At 47.2% G+C, this 19,139-nt stretch carries 14 protein-coding genes; 11 read left to right on the forward strand and 3 right to left on the reverse strand.

Features of this window, described 5'->3' with window-relative positions:
• Nucleotides 1-194: hypothetical protein (locus MHN31_RS10885; protein ID WP_239444276.1), on the forward strand; the 194-nt coding region annotated here is incomplete at its 5' end.
• On the opposite strand, the gene MHN31_RS10890 is transcribed toward MHN31_RS10885, so the two are convergent.
• Nucleotides 181-918, reverse strand: a complete 738-nt coding sequence (locus MHN31_RS10890; protein WP_239444277.1) for a transporter substrate-binding domain-containing protein — start codon at nucleotides 916-918, stop codon at nucleotides 181-183. The two genes, MHN31_RS10885 and MHN31_RS10890, sit on opposite strands and share 14 nt — an antisense overlap.
• 111 nt (nucleotides 919-1,029) lie before the next feature.
• Here MHN31_RS10890 and MHN31_RS10895 point away from each other — a divergent pair, with 111 nt between their 5' ends.
• From MHN31_RS10895 to MHN31_RS10940, 10 genes are all read left to right on the forward strand, one after another.
• Nucleotides 1,030-1,722 carry a DNA-3-methyladenine glycosylase I gene (locus MHN31_RS10895; protein WP_125563001.1) on the forward strand — a complete coding sequence of 231 codons (693 nt, stop codon included), beginning with the start codon at nucleotides 1,030-1,032 and terminating at the stop codon, nucleotides 1,720-1,722.
• Entirely contained in the window at nucleotides 1,719-3,155 is a 1,437-nt protein-coding gene (locus MHN31_RS10900) for a YdiU family protein (protein ID WP_239444278.1), read from the forward strand. Before MHN31_RS10895 ends, MHN31_RS10900 begins: the two co-directional genes overlap by 4 nt.
• A gap of 3 nt (nucleotides 3,156-3,158) precedes the next feature.
• Nucleotides 3,159-4,946 (forward strand): ABC transporter ATP-binding protein, encoded by a 1,788-nt coding sequence (locus MHN31_RS10905; protein ID WP_239444279.1) that lies wholly within the window; start codon nucleotides 3,159-3,161, stop codon nucleotides 4,944-4,946.
• Nucleotides 4,947-5,057: 111 nt separating this feature from the next.
• Nucleotides 5,058-6,110: an OmpA family protein gene (locus MHN31_RS10910; protein ID WP_138537850.1), complete on the forward strand. Its 1,053-nt coding sequence runs from the start codon at nucleotides 5,058-5,060 to the stop codon at nucleotides 6,108-6,110.
• A gap of 264 nt (nucleotides 6,111-6,374) precedes the next feature.
• Entirely contained in the window at nucleotides 6,375-8,972 is a 2,598-nt protein-coding gene (gene acnB / locus MHN31_RS10915; protein WP_138537849.1) for a bifunctional aconitate hydratase 2/2-methylisocitrate dehydratase, read from the forward strand.
• A gap of 263 nt (nucleotides 8,973-9,235) precedes the next feature.
• A complete protein-coding gene (locus tag MHN31_RS10920; protein WP_125563009.1) occupies nucleotides 9,236-10,216 on the forward strand; it encodes an autotransporter outer membrane beta-barrel domain-containing protein in 981 nt (326 codons plus the stop codon).
• Nucleotides 10,216-11,196: a hypothetical protein gene (locus MHN31_RS10925; RefSeq protein ID WP_194868034.1), complete on the forward strand. Its 981-nt coding sequence runs from the start codon at nucleotides 10,216-10,218 to the stop codon at nucleotides 11,194-11,196. Before MHN31_RS10920 ends, MHN31_RS10925 begins: the two co-directional genes overlap by 1 nt.
• A 644-nt stretch (nucleotides 11,197-11,840) precedes the next feature.
• Nucleotides 11,841-16,211 (forward strand): hypothetical protein, encoded by a 4,371-nt coding sequence (locus MHN31_RS10930; protein ID WP_239444280.1) that lies wholly within the window; start codon nucleotides 11,841-11,843, stop codon nucleotides 16,209-16,211.
• A gap of 257 nt (nucleotides 16,212-16,468) precedes the next feature.
• Nucleotides 16,469-17,101, forward strand: a complete 633-nt coding sequence (locus tag MHN31_RS10935) for a 2OG-Fe dioxygenase family protein (RefSeq protein ID WP_010386136.1) — start codon at nucleotides 16,469-16,471, stop codon at nucleotides 17,099-17,101.
• A 9-nt stretch (nucleotides 17,102-17,110) separates the two neighbouring features.
• Entirely contained in the window at nucleotides 17,111-18,349 is a 1,239-nt protein-coding gene (locus MHN31_RS10940; RefSeq protein ID WP_239444281.1) for a cysteine desulfurase-like protein, read from the forward strand.
• 37 nt (nucleotides 18,350-18,386) lie between these two features.
• Here MHN31_RS10940 and MHN31_RS10945 read toward each other — a convergent pair whose 3' ends face one another.
• Nucleotides 18,387-18,845 carry a cyclic nucleotide-binding domain-containing protein gene (locus MHN31_RS10945; RefSeq protein WP_010386139.1) on the reverse strand — a complete coding sequence of 153 codons (459 nt, stop codon included), beginning with the start codon at nucleotides 18,843-18,845 and terminating at the stop codon, nucleotides 18,387-18,389.
• Between the two features lie 115 nt (nucleotides 18,846-18,960).
• Complete coding sequence (locus tag MHN31_RS10950; RefSeq protein WP_164517604.1) at nucleotides 18,961-19,137, reverse strand: hypothetical protein; 177 nt, start codon at nucleotides 19,135-19,137, stop codon at nucleotides 18,961-18,963.
• Nucleotides 19,138-19,139 lie beyond the last annotated feature (2 nt).

Consider the following 19,139-nt stretch of genomic DNA (forward strand, 5'->3'; position numbering starts at 1 on the left):
TATTTGAAGGAGCAAATAGGACGCTAACAGCGTTAAAAATTTCTCATTTAGAACAACTAAATAGCAAAATTTTTGCCTTGTTATCGACCCTATTTTCTCACCTCAAAATAGATCACTTAATTAAGCAAATTGGTATAAGTGAACCTGGTATAAATATGTCTCTTTGCAAAGAGCGAACAATCACTGGGTACTAATCGCAGAGCAATTTTCTTGATATTGCGCCAGATAAGGTTTGTTTGAAATAAGCGTTTGGAGTGCGTTATTAAAAAGCGCCACATATTTTTCGTTATGTTGGTTAATCAGTAAAAAACCCTGATTAACGAATGCTGGTTTAGGCTGTCGTACCAGGCGTTTTACCTCAGAGTTAGACAGGGCTTTTGCGTATTCCCTTTCTGTTTGCTCATCCAGAACGACAATATCCGCGCGTTGACGCAGCAGAAATTGCAAGTTCTTGGTCGTGTAGGTCGCCTCCATCACCTCTATTTCATATTCTTTTATCGCTTGCCATAGTGTTTTCGGATACGTTAAACCTTTATTAATCAAAAGTCTGAAGGGTTTTAAATCAGCGTAGGAGTTAAACTTAAAGGGGATGCTATCCAGGTGGTAAAAGTGGGAAACTTCTGAAGTGAGCGGGTACGATGTATACAGGTACTCGGTTGCTCTTTTTTCATTGTAATACCAATAAGCGCTGCCAACAAATTCCGCTTTTTTTCCTTCTTCGTATGCGCGTTGCCAGGGCATAAATACAAACCGAACACGGATCCCGTGCAAAGCAAAGGCATCTCGGATAAGCTGAGCGGTACACCCTTGATCCTCACGATGCCTGTCTACGTATGGAGGCCATTGACCAGTCGTAATATGCACTGTTTCAGCACTTAACGTAAAACTATAAAATAAAGCAAAAATAAAGTATTTCACTGACAAGGCTCTGAAAATCGGGCTAAACAAAACTATAGCGCTTATTGTTGAATAAAACGAATCGGCTAACAAAAGCGTCTATCCCATTGATCAAAAATAAAAGGCTAAGCTGTGGAGAGTTTTTTAGATATTTATGAACGAGCATGCGAGCGTAAAGGTTCGAAAGACATACTGGAATCATTACTCAGCGAACCCGTATCAAATACGCAACTTGCAATGCTTCCTGATGATGTTTGGCTGGAAGAGTTCACTCGAAAAATATTCCAAAGTGGTTTTTATTGGTCGGTGATTAACGCCAAGTGGTCAGGTTTTCGTGACGTGTTCTGGGACTTTTCGATTGAGAAGTTGCTTTACATGTCGCCTGAAATGTTTGAACAGCGCGCTCAGGATGAACGTATTGTACGTAACTATAAAAAAGTACAGAGCATTGCACATAACTGCCTTATGCTCCATGAGTTGGCATTAGAGCACGGCACTTTTAGTAAGCTTGTTGCAAATTGGCCTGAGGATAACATTATTGAACTATGGTTGTTACTTAAAAAGCAAGGGAGTCGATTAGGGGGCAATACAGGTCCTTATGCACTGAGGGCTGTCGGCAAAGATACGTTTATTCTAAGCCGGGATGTAGAAGCCTATTTGCGCGCGCATGAGGTGATATCAGGCGGTTTGCATAGCCAGAAATCACTTCGCTCTGCGCAAGCCTTCTTCAATGAATTACGTAGACAAAGTGGTTATTCATTGCAAAAATTAAGTCAGCTTGTCGCTTATAGTGTGGGTGACAATGAGGTAGGAGTAACATCATGAGCCAGTTTTTTACCCGCTACACCGAGTTGGGAGAGACTTACCTGGTCCCACAACAGCCTTATCAGTTTGAGCAGGCTCAATTACTACTTACTAATCAGGCATTGTTATCTGAATTAGGTATTGAGATCGATCAGCAAACGCTGCGTAACTACCTTGCGGGGGTGTCTCAGGTCGAGCATATTCAGCCGGTTGCAATGGCGTATTGCGGCCATCAGTTTGGTCATTTTAATCCGCAACTTGGTGATGGACGAGCACACCTCATTGCGTCAATCACCGCAGCGGATGGTCTCAGCTATGACATGCACCTCAAAGGCTCTGGTGCGACAGTCTTCTCGCGTGGGGGGGATGGCTTGTGTGCACTGGGTCCGGCTATCCGGGAATACATCATGAGCCATGCAATGCAAGCACTGGGTGTACCAACGACACACTGTCTGGCAGTCTTGACCACTGGTCAACAGGTGATGCGCCAGACGCCAGAGCCCGGCGCTGTTGTATGTCGCATTGCCCGAAGCCATATTCGGGTTGGCACCTTTCAGTTGATGGCAATGAACAAAGATGTGGCGGCGATGAGCAAGCTTGTCGAGTTATGTATCCGTGAATACTTCAGCGACATTACGTCCAGTGGTGAGGCACGTATCTTTGATTTCTTTACGCGGGTATGTCAGCGCCAGTGTGCACTTATCTTAAAGTGGATGCAGGTAGGCTTCATTCATGGGGTTATGAATACAGATAATACCCTGATAAATGGTGAGACGATTGACTATGGCCCTTGTGCGATGATGGAGTCTTTCTCGTTCGATACTGTGTTTAGCTCCATTGATCGTCAAGGACGCTATGCTTTTGGTCAGCAACCTAACATTGCCAGCTGGAATTGTGGCCGTCTGGCAGAGTCTTTGATGGTGTTGATTGAGGATAAAGACGCGGCGCTTGAGCGTTTTTCAGAGATTTTAAGTCAGTTTGCAGAGAGCTTTAATGAGGGCTACCAAGTAATGTGGTCTAAAAAGCTTGGGATAGGTACCTGGGAGGAATCAGATCAGGCATTATTGAGTGAACTGTTATCGCTGATGCAGCAAAATAAACTGGATTACACCAATACGTTTGCTGCTCTGACAAACGCACTCCACGCCAGTCCGCTACCAACCTACCCTTTACCTGAAGTGTTAGCTGACTGGGTCAGTAAGTGGCGAAAGCGGATTAGCGGACACAGTGCAGCTGAGGCTCTGGCGCTGATGCAATCTGTAAATCCGGCTATTATTCCGCGTAATGATCTGGTGGAGCGAATTATTGCTCAGTTTAATGAAGGCACTCAGAGTGATGAGTTTACTGACTGGCTAACTGCTTTGAAGAGCCCCTATACCTATCAAGCCTATCCTGCTCAATGGACGGCGACTATGGCACATGAACAGGCCTACCAGACGTTTTGTGGAACGTAAGCTATGAGTGAGCAGAGTAACCAGGCATTGACCTGGCAGGAAATCAAGCGACAGATCCTGACGCATAAAACTCCCTTGATTTACGCTCATCTGATTGCTTTTTGTGCCGCTCTGGTGAGCGTGCCCATTCCACTCATGATGCCTTTATTAGTGGATGAAGTGTTATTGGCACGCCCAGGTACTGCAGTGGAAACCCTTAATCATGTATTACCTGCTCAGTGGCACGGAGCGACGGGCTACATTATCTCTATCCTGATAGCTGTGGTGTGTATGCGCTTGGGGGCATTGGTGTTGGGTGTTGCGCAGTCACGTCAGTTCACTATCATAGGCAAGGATATTTCTTATCGGATCCGGGAAAGACTGCTTGACCATCTGGCAAAGGTGCAGCTCAAGGAGTACGAAACCCAGGGCGCTGCGGCGATCAGTTCACGGTGTATCACAGATATTGAGACGCTGGATGGTTTTATCAGCCAAACCTTGTCTCGTTTCTTGATAGGCATTTTGACGATTGTAGGGACGGCCGTAGTACTGCTCTGGATCGACTGGCTGTTGGGTTTGATTATTTTGACACTTAATCCTGCTGTGATTTATTTTTCCCGGCAATTCGGTAAGCGCGTGAAGGACTTAAAGAAGCGTCAGAATAACGCGTTCGAAGCATTTCAGAGTGCGCTGGTCGATACGTTAGATGCCATCGCTCAGCTCAAGGCAATGCGACGCGAGCAAAGTTATTTCGATACGGTTGTAGGGGCGGCTAAATCGCTTCGTCACCACTCTGTACAGTCACAGTGGAAAACAGATGCAGTCAATCGACTTAGCTTCACCGTTTTCTTGTTGGGATTTGAAGTCTTTCGTGCCATCGCTATGCTGATGGTGGTTTTCTCTGACTTAACCGTAGGTCAGATATTCGCCGTATTTGGCTACTTGTGGTTTATGATGGGACCTGTGCAGGAGATACTGAGTATTCAGTATGCTTATTATGGCGCGACCGCTGCACTTCAGCGTCTGAATCAAGTGCTGGCATTCAGTACTGAGCCTCATCAGCCTGCTAACAGCGAGGTATTCAAACAACCCATGATCCGCATCGATTTTCGTCACGTTAGTTTTGCCTATCAAGATGGCATGCCGGTACTCAATGATGTGTCTTTGAGCTTGCCCAGCGGTAAGAAAACAGCGTTAGTTGCGGTATCGGGCGGTGGTAAGTCGACCCTTGTGCAATTACTGCTGGGGTTATATCAGAAGCAGTCAGGAGATATTTTAATTAATGACATGCCTGCCGAAGAGGTTGGTTTCCATGCCATTCGGGAGCATGTCGTGACTGTGCTACAGCAACCCATTCTATTTAATGCCAGTATTCGGGAGAATCTGGCCATGGGTAAAACCTGTGATGATGAGCTGCTATGGCATGCGTTGAAGGTGGCTGAACTGGCTGACACTGTCACAGACATGCCCCAACAGCTCGATACTGTGGTGGGTCGCAATGGGGTGCGACTGTCGGGCGGACAAAAGCAACGCCTGGCCATTGCCCGTATGGTTGCCGCGGATCCTAAAGTGGTGGTTCTGGATGAAGCAACGTCTGCGCTGGATGTGGAAACTGAGGCCAAAATACATCGCAATTTGAATACTTTTCTGTCAGGCAGGACGACCCTGATCATTGCCCATCGACTGAGTGCAATCCGTCAGGCAGACCAAATATATGTTCTGGATGATGGCGTCGTGAGCCAGGCTGGAGATCATCATAGCTTGGTTGCGGAACAGGGCTTGTACCGAGTGTTATTTGGTCATCAGAGCTGAATGTAAAATTAACAAAAAATTCCTAATTTGTGTTAAGTAAATATTAAGACATCATCTACTATTATTACTGCAAATATCAGATTGCATTATTATTTTAGAGAGGGAAGGATGATGAAACTACGAATGCTAAGCGTTGTTGTAACAGCTTTGATGGCAACCAGTGCGTATGCGGATGACCACCAAGAAGGCGTTTATTTGGGCGTCTTTGGTGACTACTATAATGCTGAGTGGGAAAATAGTCGGGATGCAGCTGGCGTCACCGTTGATGATTCAATGGGGTGGGGTGCCGAGCTGGGCTATCGCTTTAGCAAATACTGGAGTGCTCGTCTTGAGTATGCTGATATGGATTTTGATTTGTCAGGATTACGCAGTGACTCTGTAGACGGTGATAGAATTGGTATTGACGGCCTTTATCACTTTAATGGTGGCCCTTTCTATGCACTATTTGGTCTGAAATCAATCGATGTGTTTGACAATAACACCTTTGCCAATGTGGGCGCGGGTTATCGTCATCACTTCAGCGACAACTTTGCTGCTAACTTTGAAACGGCTATTTATCAGGGCATTGATCGGGGTTACACCGATGTGGGCGCAAAGCTCGGTATTAACTACTTCTTTGGCGGCGCGAGCAGCAGTAAACCTGTTGAACCTGCACCAGCTCCGCAGCCAGAGCCAGAGCCTGTTGTCGCAGCGCCTGTCGATACGGACAAAGATGGCATTTATGACATGGATGACCAGTGTGCCAATACACCAATGAGTGATGCAGTTGATGCGCAAGGGTGTACTTTGTATGAAGACAAAGAGGTAACTGTCAGCTTGCTGGTGCGTTTCCCGAACAATAACTCAAGCGTGTCACAACAGTATCTTAATGATATTCAAGCTGTTGTAAGCTTCCTGAATGAGCACCCAGAAACCACAGTGGTACTTGAAGGGCACACTTCCGCTGTGGGTAAAGCGGATTACAACAAATGGTTGTCTAAGAAGCGTGCTGATGCTGTTGCGAAGCAGCTAATAGAGAAAGGCATTGATGAAATGCGTATCACAACAGTGGGTTACGGTGAAGAACGTCTGAAAAATACCGATGACTCTGCGCAGGCACACGCTGAAAATCGTCGCGTTGAAGCAAAAGTGAAATCTGTCGAGCGTGTTAAAGTAAAACGCTAATCCTTGTTTATTCTACTCTGGCCCGGAATTATCCGGGCCTTTTTGTCTCTTTTTCTTCCTTTGAGCCATTCACGTAAACGTTTTTTTTAACTCAGTGTATTCACAGGGTTTATAGTCAATATAAGACGGCAAAGTGGCCGTTTGATTTTCATCTATACTCTAAGACCTTATAATAAATCATCATATTTTACATATAAGCAAATTTATTAGGGTTTTTAACCCTAAAAATTAATTACCTGTTCACGTCACCAAGAGGGCATAACTGTGCTTCAAGAATATCGTAACCATGTTGAGGAGCGCGCAGCGCAAGGGATTGTTCCCAAACCGCTGGATGCGCAGCAAACCGCAGAACTGATCGAGTTATTGAAAACGCCACCAGCAGGTGAAGAAGAGTTTATCGTTGATCTGTTTATCAATCGTGTACCACCCGGTGTGGATGACGCAGCCTACGTCAAAGCGGGCTTTTTAGCGGCTGTAACAAAAGGCGAAGCGACTTCTCCCCTCATCTCTAAAGCTTATGCGGCAGAGTTACTGGGCACTATGTTGGGTGGGTACAACATTGCGCCGATGATCGAATTGTTGGATGACGCAGCATTAGCGCCGATAGCGGTGAAAGGCTTATCACACACCCTGCTCATGTTTGATGCCTTCTATGATGTTGAGGAAAAAGCCAAAGCAGGTAATGTATTTGCTAAACAAGTGATTGAATCCTGGGCAAATGCTGAGTGGTTCCTGGATAAGCCCGCAGTCGCAGATAAAATCTCAGTAACGGTCTTTAAGGTGACGGGCGAAACCAATACGGATGATCTGTCTCCGGCACCGGATGCCTGGTCACGACCCGATATTCCGCTGCATGCGCTGGCTATGTTAAAAAATGAGCGGGATGGCATTACGCCGGACAGAGCGGGCGAAATTGGTCCGGTTACCCAATTAGAAGCGCTGAAGCAAAAAGGGTTGCCCTTAGCGTATGTCGGTGATGTTGTAGGTACCGGCTCTTCACGTAAGTCAGCAACTAACTCTGTTCTATGGTTTATGGGTGACGATATTCCGTTTGTGCCAAATAAGCGAGTGGGTGGTGTGTGCCTCGGTGGCAAGATTGCGCCTATTTTCTTCAATACAATGGAAGATTCGGGTGCTTTACCCATTGAGCTACCGGTTGATGACCTGAATATGGGTGACCAGATTGATATCTACCCATACGAAGGGGTCGTTAAGCGCCATGGTAGCGATGAAGTGGTCACCACATTTAGTTTGAAGTCAGATGTTATCCTGGATGAAGTACGAGCCGGCGGTCGTATTCCTTTGATCATTGGCCGGGGGCTGACTGATAAAGCACGGCATGCGCTGGGGTTGGAGCAGGAAGATATTTTCTGCAAACCTAAACTGATAGAGGACTCAGGTAAAGGGTTCACATTGGCACAGAAAATGGTTGGTCGTGCCTGTAATATGCCAGGGGTTCGCCCGGGTCAGTACTGTGAGCCAACGATGACCACAGTGGGCTCGCAGGATACCACAGGCCCAATGACTCGGGATGAATTAAAAGATCTGGCATGTTTGGGCTTTTCAGCTGATCTAACGATGCAGTCATTCTGCCATACATCGGCTTACCCTAAGCCGATTGATGTAAATACCCACCACACTTTGCCGGATTTCATCATGAATCGCGGTGGCGTATCATTGCGTCCTGGCGATGGCGTGATCCACTCCTGGCTGAACCGCATGTTGCTGCCAGATACCGTGGGGACAGGTGGTGACTCTCATACCCGCTTCCCATTGGGGATTTCATTCCCGGCCGGGTCGGGTGCTGTGGCATTTGCAGCAGCAACCGGTGTGATGCCACTGGATATGCCAGAATCCGTACTGGTGCGGTTTAAAGGTGAGATGCAACCCGGGATCACGCTACGCGATCTGGTTCATGCGATCCCCTACTATGCGATTAAGCAAGGCTTACTCACGGTTGAAAAGAAAGGCAAGATCAATGAGTTCTCTGGCCGTATTCTTGAAATTGAAGGGGTTGAGCATCTGACTGTTGAGCAGGCATTTGAATTGTCCGACGCATCGGCTGAGCGCTCAGCTGCGGGCTGTACCGTTAAATTGTCCCAGGAATCGATTGAAGAGTACTTAAATTCAAATATCGTCATGCTGAAGTGGATGATTGCTGAGGGTTATGGCGATGTTCGCACTATCGAGCGTCGTATCACCAAGATGGAAGAGTGGTTGGCGACCCCTGAACTGATGACTGCGGATCCCGACGCAGAATATGCTCACACGATTGAAATTGATCTCGCTGAAATTAAGGAGCCTATTCTATGTGCGCCAAACGATCCGGATGATGCGCGTCTGTTGTCCGAGGTAACTGGTGAAACAATTGATGAGGTGTTTATTGGCTCTTGTATGACTAACATAGGTCATTTCAGGGCTGCGGGCAAACTGCTCGATAACTTTGGTGCTCGGCTACCAACACAGTTATGGGTTGCGCCGCCGACTAAGATGGACAGAGATCAATTAACAGATGAAGGGTATTACGGTATTTACGGCCGTGTTGGTGCGCGCATTGAAACGCCTGGCTGTTCGTTGTGTATGGGTAACCAGGCCCGGGTCGCGGACAAGGCAACTGTGGTGTCAACTTCTACACGTAATTTCCCCAACCGTCTGGGAACTGGTGCCAATGTCTACCTGGCCTCGGCAGAGCTTGCTGCTGTTGCAGCTATCCTGGGTAAGCTGCCAACGCCGGCGGAGTATCAACAATATGCAGAGCGGATCAATGCCACCGCTGCAGATACCTATCGTTATCTGAATTTCCACAAAATGCCTCAGTACACTAAAAAAGCGGATGATGTGATTATTCAGCAAGCTGTTTAAGTCACTAAGTTCGTATTCAGCCAGAGCCAGCTTCAAGCTGGCTCAGTCATACTTAATGTATATCAAAAGTCAGCTAAGTGTTTGTTTATATTTTATTTCAAATGCTGCCTCATTGGCTTTCGTGGTCCCTAAGGCGAGGTGAGTTTCTTGACTATCTGACGGCTTGACTTATTATTATTCAATAATGTAAGAATCTGTAACCAGGGAGTGGTGCGTTGGTCCTTGTGTTACTTTCCAGTCTACTCTGCGCAAGGTCTAACGTTATGAATAAATCGCTTATTATGGCGTGTTGTCTGGTCACAGGCACCGCTGCGGCTGCACCTAACCCTTCTTATAGTGAAATTCGCCTCGGTTTTGAATCCATTGAATACAGTGAAGCGCTTAATGATTTAAGCGGATTGGGCCGTTTGACTCAGGACGCAAAAGTGCGTAATCCCACAATCAGACAGCTGTCTTATTCAGGCATTAACGACGACTGGGGTGTGTATATTGGCACTGCGGCAACCATTTATCCGGGCCTGGATACAGAAACCTGGTATGTCAATGATTTTCAGGACCCTAACGACAGCTCTGTGACCCACCAGTTTGGCGCAGTGCAATATAACGATTTCAAAGCAAAGTCTAACGAAATAGCAATGAGTGCCGCCTATAACCTAACACGTGCATTGCAAGTCACTATGGGTGGGCGGATTTTTACAACCAGCTTTACCCGGTCGGACTTTCGATTCGCTCAGCCTGGGGCTGGCCAGTTTGATCAGGTCTTACAGTCCGCACCGCGTGGTGATGGCGATCCTGTAGCACGTTTTAATTTACCCGGGCAAAATAACACAGGTACAGGGGATCTGGAGGGCTTACCTGGTAATCTACAGCCCGTCGTTTCTACCACAGAAGATCAATTGAGCATTATTGCTGCGGCCGGGTTAAGATATGACAGCAAACTACAAGATACGTCTAATAAATTTAGCTGGTATGCAGATGCCGAAGTGACACTCCCTGTTTATACCCGAGTACAGAATACCCGGACCATTGAGAGAACACTCAGTGAAACCTTTAATGGTTGGGGCATACAGGGGCGTGCGGGTGTCCGTTATCAGGTTTTTGAGAGCATCGCTGTGATGGCGGGGCTGGATGTATCTTACAAAGAACGTGATGCAATCTCTGAGTCAGATGGCAATCGTCGTACTGTCCCAGACATAGAGTATACCAATATATCCCTGTCAGCCGGGATCCAATGGAGTTATTAATGTACAAACAAAGCAGTATCGCCTTATTACTGGCAGTAACATTATTAGGCGGGTGTAAAACGCTGGATTCAGTGAGCAATATTGTTAGCAGTGATAAGGCAACCCCAGAGCAGATCCAGGCTGCCTATCATAAAGCTGAGGCAGCCTATCAGGAGGCACAACAAGCGATTGGTTTGTCCGCAGAGGCAGAACTGAGTGAGTACGACAGCGAACGGACCTCAAAGGCCAGTAAACTTTGGCAATCATTGCAAGATGACTTCGCTGAGCTCAGTGCAAACCCGGCGGAATCACTCGAAAGCGCCTCTTTGTTTTCCTCGGACACCAAAGCCGATGAGGTGATGGCAGTTAGTCAGGAAATTGTCAGCTTGATTGCGGCAGCACAAAGCGCAAAGCAAGCTATTGTTAGTGTACTGGAACCGGTTCGCGCTCATTTTGTGGTACTCGATAAACTGGAAGCTGGGCAGCAGTTTGCGCGTCGTTATGCTCGGCTTGCGGCGCGCCACGATGACTTCAAAGAGATGCTGGTTGCTGGTAAACGCATTGAGGTTGAGGGAGCGTTGCCTGAACTACAGTCTCAGCTACATGTGCTGGAGCAGGACGCAGCGGAGCACTTTTTTCTGGGTAAAGTGCTAAGTGAGGTACGAACGCTGGCAACCTCAGATAAGGCTGACATTTTGCCGACCGTATATCAGGATGTCAAAGTCACGGCAGAGTCTGCGCAAAGCTATATTCGCCAAAATGTGCGCGCTTATGAAGACATCAAGCACAAGGTGAAACTGGCTGAGTTACAGATAAAAAGAATGGAGCAGCTTTTTTCTGAGCATATGCGCAGGCAGGCTGCCATTGACGATAAGCGCGCAGAAGCCCCGTTACTGGCGCTGGAAGCACAGCTCTTAGAAATGACAAACAAGGCTGGTTTGGGGGATCTGCGTCACCTGAGTTTCAGCGAACAGTTGGAGGCGATTAACAACAAGCTGTAGTGGTGCACTCAGCGACTGTGACACATGGGCAGTCATGTAAATGCTTACTATAAACAAGTTCTTGGATAGAAAAGTTTATGGGGGGCTGTGAATGTCTGGTGGTCGCTTAATGTAATCAACACTTGCTAGTTGGCCAGTTGCAGAGGTGGTTACGACAAATTAATCCCATTTCTGAATTTCCACTCAAAGCACCCATTAAAAGGCTGGGCTTTGTATGTAAAGCCTTGCTTTTTGCATCAACTCCTTTCCATCGCCACAGTATTATACCAATGTCACTTAATACCTAGCCTATTTGAAGGAGCAAATAGGGCGCTAACAGCGTTAAAAATTTCTCAGTTAGAACAACCAAAGAGTAAAACTTGTTCCTCGCCTATATGAATGTAGGTGTCTCAGCGATAGCAGGACGCGGGTGCGGTGTGAGCGACCCCATTTTCTCGCCTCCAAATAGAATATTGAATTAAGCAAGCTAGTATTATCAATAAGTTACATTGTTAATGACCCGCAATAAAAAATAATTGTATTTTATGCACCTGTTGAAGAAATAGAAACAATGTTAGAATAGGCGTTTAAAACTGCGCTACAAAAGCGATTAGACACAACACAATACTACGAGGATGGATAACCTTGATGCAGGAAGTACAATAATGACTAAAATTAAGGGGTTAATTGTTTCAGGTCAGAGTAAGTGGCCACTTACCGCTGCCTTGGCGTTCGCATTGAGCGGATGTGGAGGGGGAAGTGACAGCACGGGAGCTGACTCAGGTCAGGGCGCTGTTACACCTAAACAGAACCAGGCGCCGGTGGTGAGCATAGCAGCCTTGCCTGAGCAACAGGAGCGCCTCGCATTTACACTGACAGCCAGTGCTAGCGATTCTGATGGCAAAGTGGCCAGTTACGCCTGGTCTCACAGTTCGTCGCTTTCTTTGACGGAAGCAGATACGGATACGGCAATGCCGACCTATACGGTACCGGATATCCAAGAAGATACGACTATTACCTTTACGGTGATGGTAACCGACGATCAGGGAGCGACTCAGCAATCCAGCCAAAGTGTGCTGATCAAACGCAATACAGTTTCAGTTACCCTGAATGGACGCGTGACAGATGAGCCTATTGCCAATGCGGATGTTGTATTGTCTGCGGGCGGATCTGAGGTGCAGGTCAAGGCAAACGGAGAAGGCTTGTATTCTGCGACATTGGTTGTAGATGAAAGTGAGGCAGACTACCCGGTCATGATTTCAGCAACCGGTGTGGATGCACAGAGTCAGGTTGAATTTGTTTCTGTGCTGAATTCCATGGCACAGTTGGTACAACAAGCCGGTGAAGATGGTCAGCTCGATAAGACTGAAAACTTTGGCGTTAATGTTACGAACGTTTCGACTGCGGAATATGCGTTGATGACACGCGCAGGCGCTATGCTAACCAGTGATGCTGAATTAAACCAGGCGTTATTAAATGTTGATGCCGACGAAAAAATGTCGCTGGCTTCGTTGATTAAGATTGTTGTTGATAATAGTGATTATAGCCTCCCTGAAGGCGTGAAGACGACATTGGATTTAGTCGACGATGCGCACACTGCTCAACAATTTGAGAATGACGTCAATGCTGCAGATCCCGCGTTGATTGAGTCGACGAAGGCTGCAATAAAGCAAGATGTTGACTTGATTGACGATACTACAGCCCCTGTTGAGGGCGAGTTCATTCTGCAAGCGGTGAAACACTTCAATGCTGCTGCATATCATGTCAGCTTGAGTGGTTCTGGAAAAGGTACTATTTCCGCAATCAATACTGTGGAGATCAAAAGCTGGAAACAAGACAACAACACAGTCCAGATTACCCTGGCGGAGCCGTTACACATCTCAACCCGGGAGAGTGATCCAGAGCGCTCTGTCTACATTGATTCATTGGAAATGACGATCCTGGCGGAAAATGCCGTGTTCAGAACAGTCGACATTGTTGAACAGGGCATCGCTGTGTTCGGCGGGAATGACCCAGAGACAGAACCATATGAAAAAGCTTATACCAGTAATTTGCTGGATAAAGGGATGACCCTGGCCCTGCCGGGTGACGAAGAGATGCAGGGGTTGTGGCATATTGAGGTGCGCGAAAGCGATGGTCAAACTGGTCGTGGTTTCCCGGATCAGTATCAGCTGGAGCAGAACGGAGAAATCTCTACCCCCATTGTGGATCCCAAGCGAGAGGTACTGGCCTGGCGGGTAAATGGCAATACGCTTGAAGTTGACTATCGAGCGGGCGAGCACACTGTGACTGAGGTGTTCTGGATAACCAAAAAACTCGGCGCTGCTTATCAATATGTGAGCCTGGCCAAAGGTGAGGCTGGTATGGCCGATACGCGCTATGGGATCCTGGTTAAACAGCAGCCGGAGGCGGTATTCACCGACAGCAACGTGGTTGGCCGTTGGCAGGGGTTCATTGGCATGAACCAGGCTGCTTTCGATATGGATCTATTTAGCAGTGGTGAGCTGTATATTGATACTTTTGATTGGCAATATGCCTGGCATGTCGACAAGGGTGAGTTAATACGAGAACGCTACAGATATGACGAAAATTACGGCATAAGCACCTCAGAGTGTAAGCCAAATATGCCAGACTGCACTTTGCAGGCTAAAGTTACACACCAGTTAGTAGCACAATCTGATGATTACTATTATGTAAGTCGTCAGTTTGAGCGGTTTGATAGTGAGGGTAACACAACCTCTTTGTATCATAGTCTGCTGATCTATCACTATACCCCTGAAATAGTACAAACAGAGTTTTTGCCAAGTAACCTGGAAGATATTCACGATATGTGGGTAAAAGACGAGGATTTGGGTTGGTACAAAGTCATGTTTGGACCTATGTTTTGGAGCATAGAACATCCAGACAGTGTTAAAAACCAGTTGATTATCAATGATGTCGTGCATCAGTATGAATTAGAAGATGGCAAGTTAGCGTTCATGCTCGACGAACAACCGCATTATGTGGAGCTCCTGAATTATGACGTTAGGGGTATGCAGATCTGTCTTTATGCTGCCAGCCAGGGGTGTCAGGAGTCTGATAAGCAACAGTGGTATTACGATTTTGATGGTTACGAGATCACGACTCAGACAATAGGTCAGGGCAATTTTTATCCCGCCTATCAGGAAATCCCTGAAGGACACTCTGCGCATGTCTATGTTGAGTCCGAGGCAGGTTATATGCTGCAGAGCATCACTGGCTGTGGTGGTGAGCTATCCGAGCCGAATTATTACATTCCAGCACGTGATACGGATTGTGAAATTACCGCCACTTTTGTTGAAAAGGCCAATCTGGCAGAGCTGGCCGGTATCACGGACCCCCGCCTTGCTGAGTGCGTAAACCAGATGTCGGTGCAGTCTCCGCAGGCAATTACCTCACTGTCTTGCACATCGAGTGAAGCAATCCAGTCACTGAACGGATTGAATAATTTGACTGGGTTACAAGAGCTGACACTTGGTCCTGTGGCCGTCAGCGAGTTCGATTTGTCTGGTTTGAGTCAACTGACATCTCTCAGCATTGAGGGGAGCGAACACGGTATTTCTGCCTTGACTGTGCCCGATCCTGAACAGCTACTGGAGCTGAAATTGTATGGTGTCGGACTCAATGATGAGACGCTGGCATCGTTAGGTTTAGCACGTTTTACCGCACTGCATCAACTGGATTTATCCGGCAATGCGCTAAGCACGTTCGACGCACAAAGCTGGCCCGATTTGACAACCCTGATATTGTCAGACAACCGGCTCGAAGGACTTAACCTTGAGCACAACCTTCAGTTAGATTACCTGAATGTCAGCATAAATTCGCTGAGTGCGCTGAGTATTGAGAACAATCTGCAGCTGCGTTATTTGGACGCCAGTTGGAACGCATTAGCGCAGTTGGACATGACTGAGAATACCGCACTGTACGGTGTGGAGCTTTCTGGAAATCACTTAACACAAGTGTTGACAGGTGAGCACCCTATGCTGACCAGGTTCATTGCCGGACAGAATAGACTTACAGCAGTGCAGCTGGATGGAATGCCAGGATTAAATGAGCTAGAGCTAAATTATAATAATCTGAAACAGCTGGATGTTGCTCATAATCCTAATTTGGAGATGCTCTACATTAGCGCCACACAACTCGACCAGTTGGACCTGTCCGCTAACCGTAAGTTGCTATTACTTTACGTTGACAGCATGCCGTTTCTGGCCGAGTTGGATTTGAGTCAGAATTCGCAGCTGACAAACCTGGACATTAGCAACAATGGTCACTTACAGTCTCTTACACTGGCTGATGGATTGCAGCTTGAATACCTGAATGTGGGTTATAGCCCTCTGCTGGTGAGTCAGTTGGGGCAGTTCAATGGCAGCCAGCTATCTACTTTGGATATCAGTGGAGTTGATGCTCGTTGGGTGGACCTGGCGCAGTATCCGAATCTGATATCATTAGTCTGGCAGCGGGCCGCACTGGAGCAGATTGATTTGTCCAGCCTGACCAGGCTCCAAAATCTGGCTGTCGGTCATAATCCGCTAACGCAAATTGATTTGAGCCATAACATTGAATTGGATAGCCTGTCTTTTTCCTACACGTCCATTACCGAATTAGATTTGCAGCATAACCCGCGCCTGCAATATGTCTATACACAGGCCAACGCACTGCATTCAGTAACCGGGATTGAGGCGATAGAGAATAAAGATGTACAGCTGGATCTTGGCTTAAACCCGCTCAGTAATGATACCGTTTCTTACCTGTTACAGTTGGAAAACGATGGGTACTATAACCTGACTTACAGTCAATCTTCTCTGGCTGAGATTACTATCACAGGGCAGGGCAGTGTCAGTGAGTCTGCTGTAGAGCTTGAAAACAATCAGTCTCTGGAACTTATCTTACAGCCAGATGCCGGTTATCAGGTTGGTCGTGTCACAGGTTGTCCGGGCGAGTTACTGGGCACGATTTATCGACTTGGCCCACTGCAAGGTTTCTGTGTGTTGCAGGTGGAATTTGTGCCGCTACCATAACTCTGTATGCACCCAGCGTTTTGCAATGTAACCAAGATTGCCACAACGCTGACGCTAAAACAGGACTTTGCATGCAAAGTCCTGTTTTTGTATGCAGTAAACACTGAACTTGCAGCTTGTGTATTTTTGATTTAAAAAATTGCAAAAAACAGGCTAATTATTCTTTTAAACCGACTAAATAAACAGATTCAAAATCACAATTCCCCTTTAAATGGATTAAGATCTCCGCCAAATTGTCATCCCTAGGCGAGAGCAAAATGACCGCAGTAAACAACCAGAATTTGCTACAACTTCGTTTTATTCAACAAACGCACATCGATGCGGTTAAACCTTCGTTTAACCGTCTGCCAGATAACCCTTATGCGGATGGTGCATTCCGTAAACGTCGTTATTCCGTATTGAAATTTGCCAATGGCGAAGTGGCTCTGCAGCCGACTAAAGCCTTTGTGCAGGACGACTCAATCAACACCTTTCAGGGCAACATTGAGCGCGTTTATGAAAATCTGGAAGCAGACCTGATCCACAGCGAAGGATTCAAGCACCTGCTGAATGAGTTCAGAGCAATGACAGGTATTAGCGATGAGCGTGACATCGAAGTCCATCAGTTCCGCATGCTGGCCATTGAGAGTGATACACCGCCAGCACCAGAAGGCGTGCATCAGGATGGTTTTGATCATGTGTGCGTATGTGGTGTTTCGCATGAGAACATCGCGGGTGGTGAGCTGCTGGTATACGAGCACAAAGACGCTGAGCCATGCTTTAAGATGGAGATTAAAGATGGTCTGTTTGCTCTGGTCAATGACCGTGAGGTTTGGCACAACGCGACGCCAATGAACAAGCTAGATGCCACGCAGACCGGGTATCTGGACTGTTTTGTATTTACCGCGTAAGAGGCCATTATGAATCTGAATCAAGTGCGTCGTCAGTTTCCTGCCCTGATGCAACAAGTGGCAGGCCGTTCCCCTATTTTCCTGGATGGCCCGGGTGGCTCGCAAGTGCCGCAGTCTGTGCTCAGTGCTATGTCTGCGTATCTGGGTTACTTTAACTCCAACCTGGGTGGAGCCTTTTTCTCCAGTGATAAAACCGTCGAGCTAATGGACAATGCGCGTCAGGCGGTGGCGGACTTGCTCAATGCGCCAGCCAAAGAGCAGATTGTTTTTGGTGCCAACATGACCAGCCTGACGTTCAGCTTTAGTCGCGCGATTTCACGCGACTGGCAGGCTGGTGATGAGATCATTGTAACCAATGCAGATCATTACTCCAATGTCTCGTCATGGCGTCAGGCTGCTGAGGATAAAGGGGCGAGTGTACATGTAGTGAAGGTGAATGAAGCCGATTGCACGCTGGATATGGACCATTTCCGTAGCCTGCTCAATAGTAAGACTAAGCTGGTGGCCGTGACTTATGCGTCTAATACCACCGGCTCTATCAATGACATCAAACAGATAGTCGAACTGGCGCACCAGGTTGGTGCACTGGTATACGTTGATGCCGTGCACTATGCACCCCATGAGCTGATCGATGTTCAGGCGCTGGACTGTGATTTCCTGGCCTGCTCTGTCTATAAGTTCTTTGGTCCACACGTTGGTGTGGTATACGGTAAAATGGCCCATCTGGCTGGCTTTACGCCGTATAAAGTCGAACCTGCAAAAGATGTGGTGCCGGGCCGTTGGGAAACGGGCACCCAAAGTTTTGAAGGGCTGGCTGGGGTTGTGGCAGCCATTGACTATATTGCCTCGCTGAGTGGATTACCTGAAGATACCCCGCGACGGGAACGTCTGGGTGTGGCTTTTGCCAATACCAAAGCTCATGAAATGGCGTTAAGTGAATACTTCTTGTCACGCCTGCAGGCATTTCCGCAAATCCGTTTGTATGGAATCAAAGACACGGCGCGCCTTGGCGAGCGCACCCCCACGTTTGCATTAACCTTTGATGGCATTGCTCCACGCACCGTGTCTGAATACCTGGGTAAACAGCATATTTGTGTGTGGGATGGTAACTTCTATGCACAGGGCCTATGTGAACAGCTGGGTGTAATGCAAAGCGGTGGAGTTGTGCGTATCGGTTGTATGCATTACAACACAATTGAAGAGCTGGACACCTTGTTCGGACACTTCGAAGCATTACTGGCACAGTAATACTAAAAAGGCGCCTGAGGGCGCCTTTTTTGAGTGTTCATAAATGGTCTTCAATATAATGGTTGAGTTGACTGATCCGTGCACTCATCCCTTCAATGATCTTATCTTTGATTTTCTCTCTGATCACATTAGGTAAACGTGTCAATGCATCGGGCGTAATAGCCAGCAGGATGGTGTCTTTGCATGCCAGTGCGCTGGTGCTGCGTTCCCGGTGAGAAATAAAAGCGCCTTCGCCGAGAAATTCACCTGGGCCGACCCGGCCAATGGCATGATGTTGATCCTGGTTGTAGATAGACAGCTCACCACTGAGCACAATGTACAGTCGATTGTCTTTATCAAAACGCCGAAATGCGTGCCTGTCTTTGCTGACCAGGTACAGATGGCTAAAGGACTCAAGCAGCACCTGACGTTCGGACAGCGTAAACTCTTTGAAAAAGGTGAGTCTGTTGAGAATTTCCAACTGTTTGATCAGTGGGATATGCTCCAGTAGTTTCATGATATAAAGCAAGTTCGGATCAATATGACAGCATAGTGCTTGCTTTTTACAATGGGGTCAAGGCAGAAGCCAGTTCGAAAACTGCCGGGCTTTCACTCGGCAGTCAGGTGTATATTTAGCAGCCTGGATCATACGGAGAGGTTGGGCAAGTTAGTCCTTGATAGGTCATACATCCCTTGTTATAGGGTGAGCTGGCATACATACCACCTGCAGCTTGTGGTGTTAGCTCCTGAGCTAATGGCGTTTTGTTGTTCAAGCGTTTGAGCGATTTTTTCTGTAAGCTGATTTTCATAG

The organism is Pseudoalteromonas sp. McH1-42 (assembly GCF_022347845.1).
GTDB classification, from domain to species: Bacteria; Pseudomonadota; Gammaproteobacteria; order Enterobacterales; family Alteromonadaceae; genus Pseudoalteromonas; species Pseudoalteromonas rubra_D.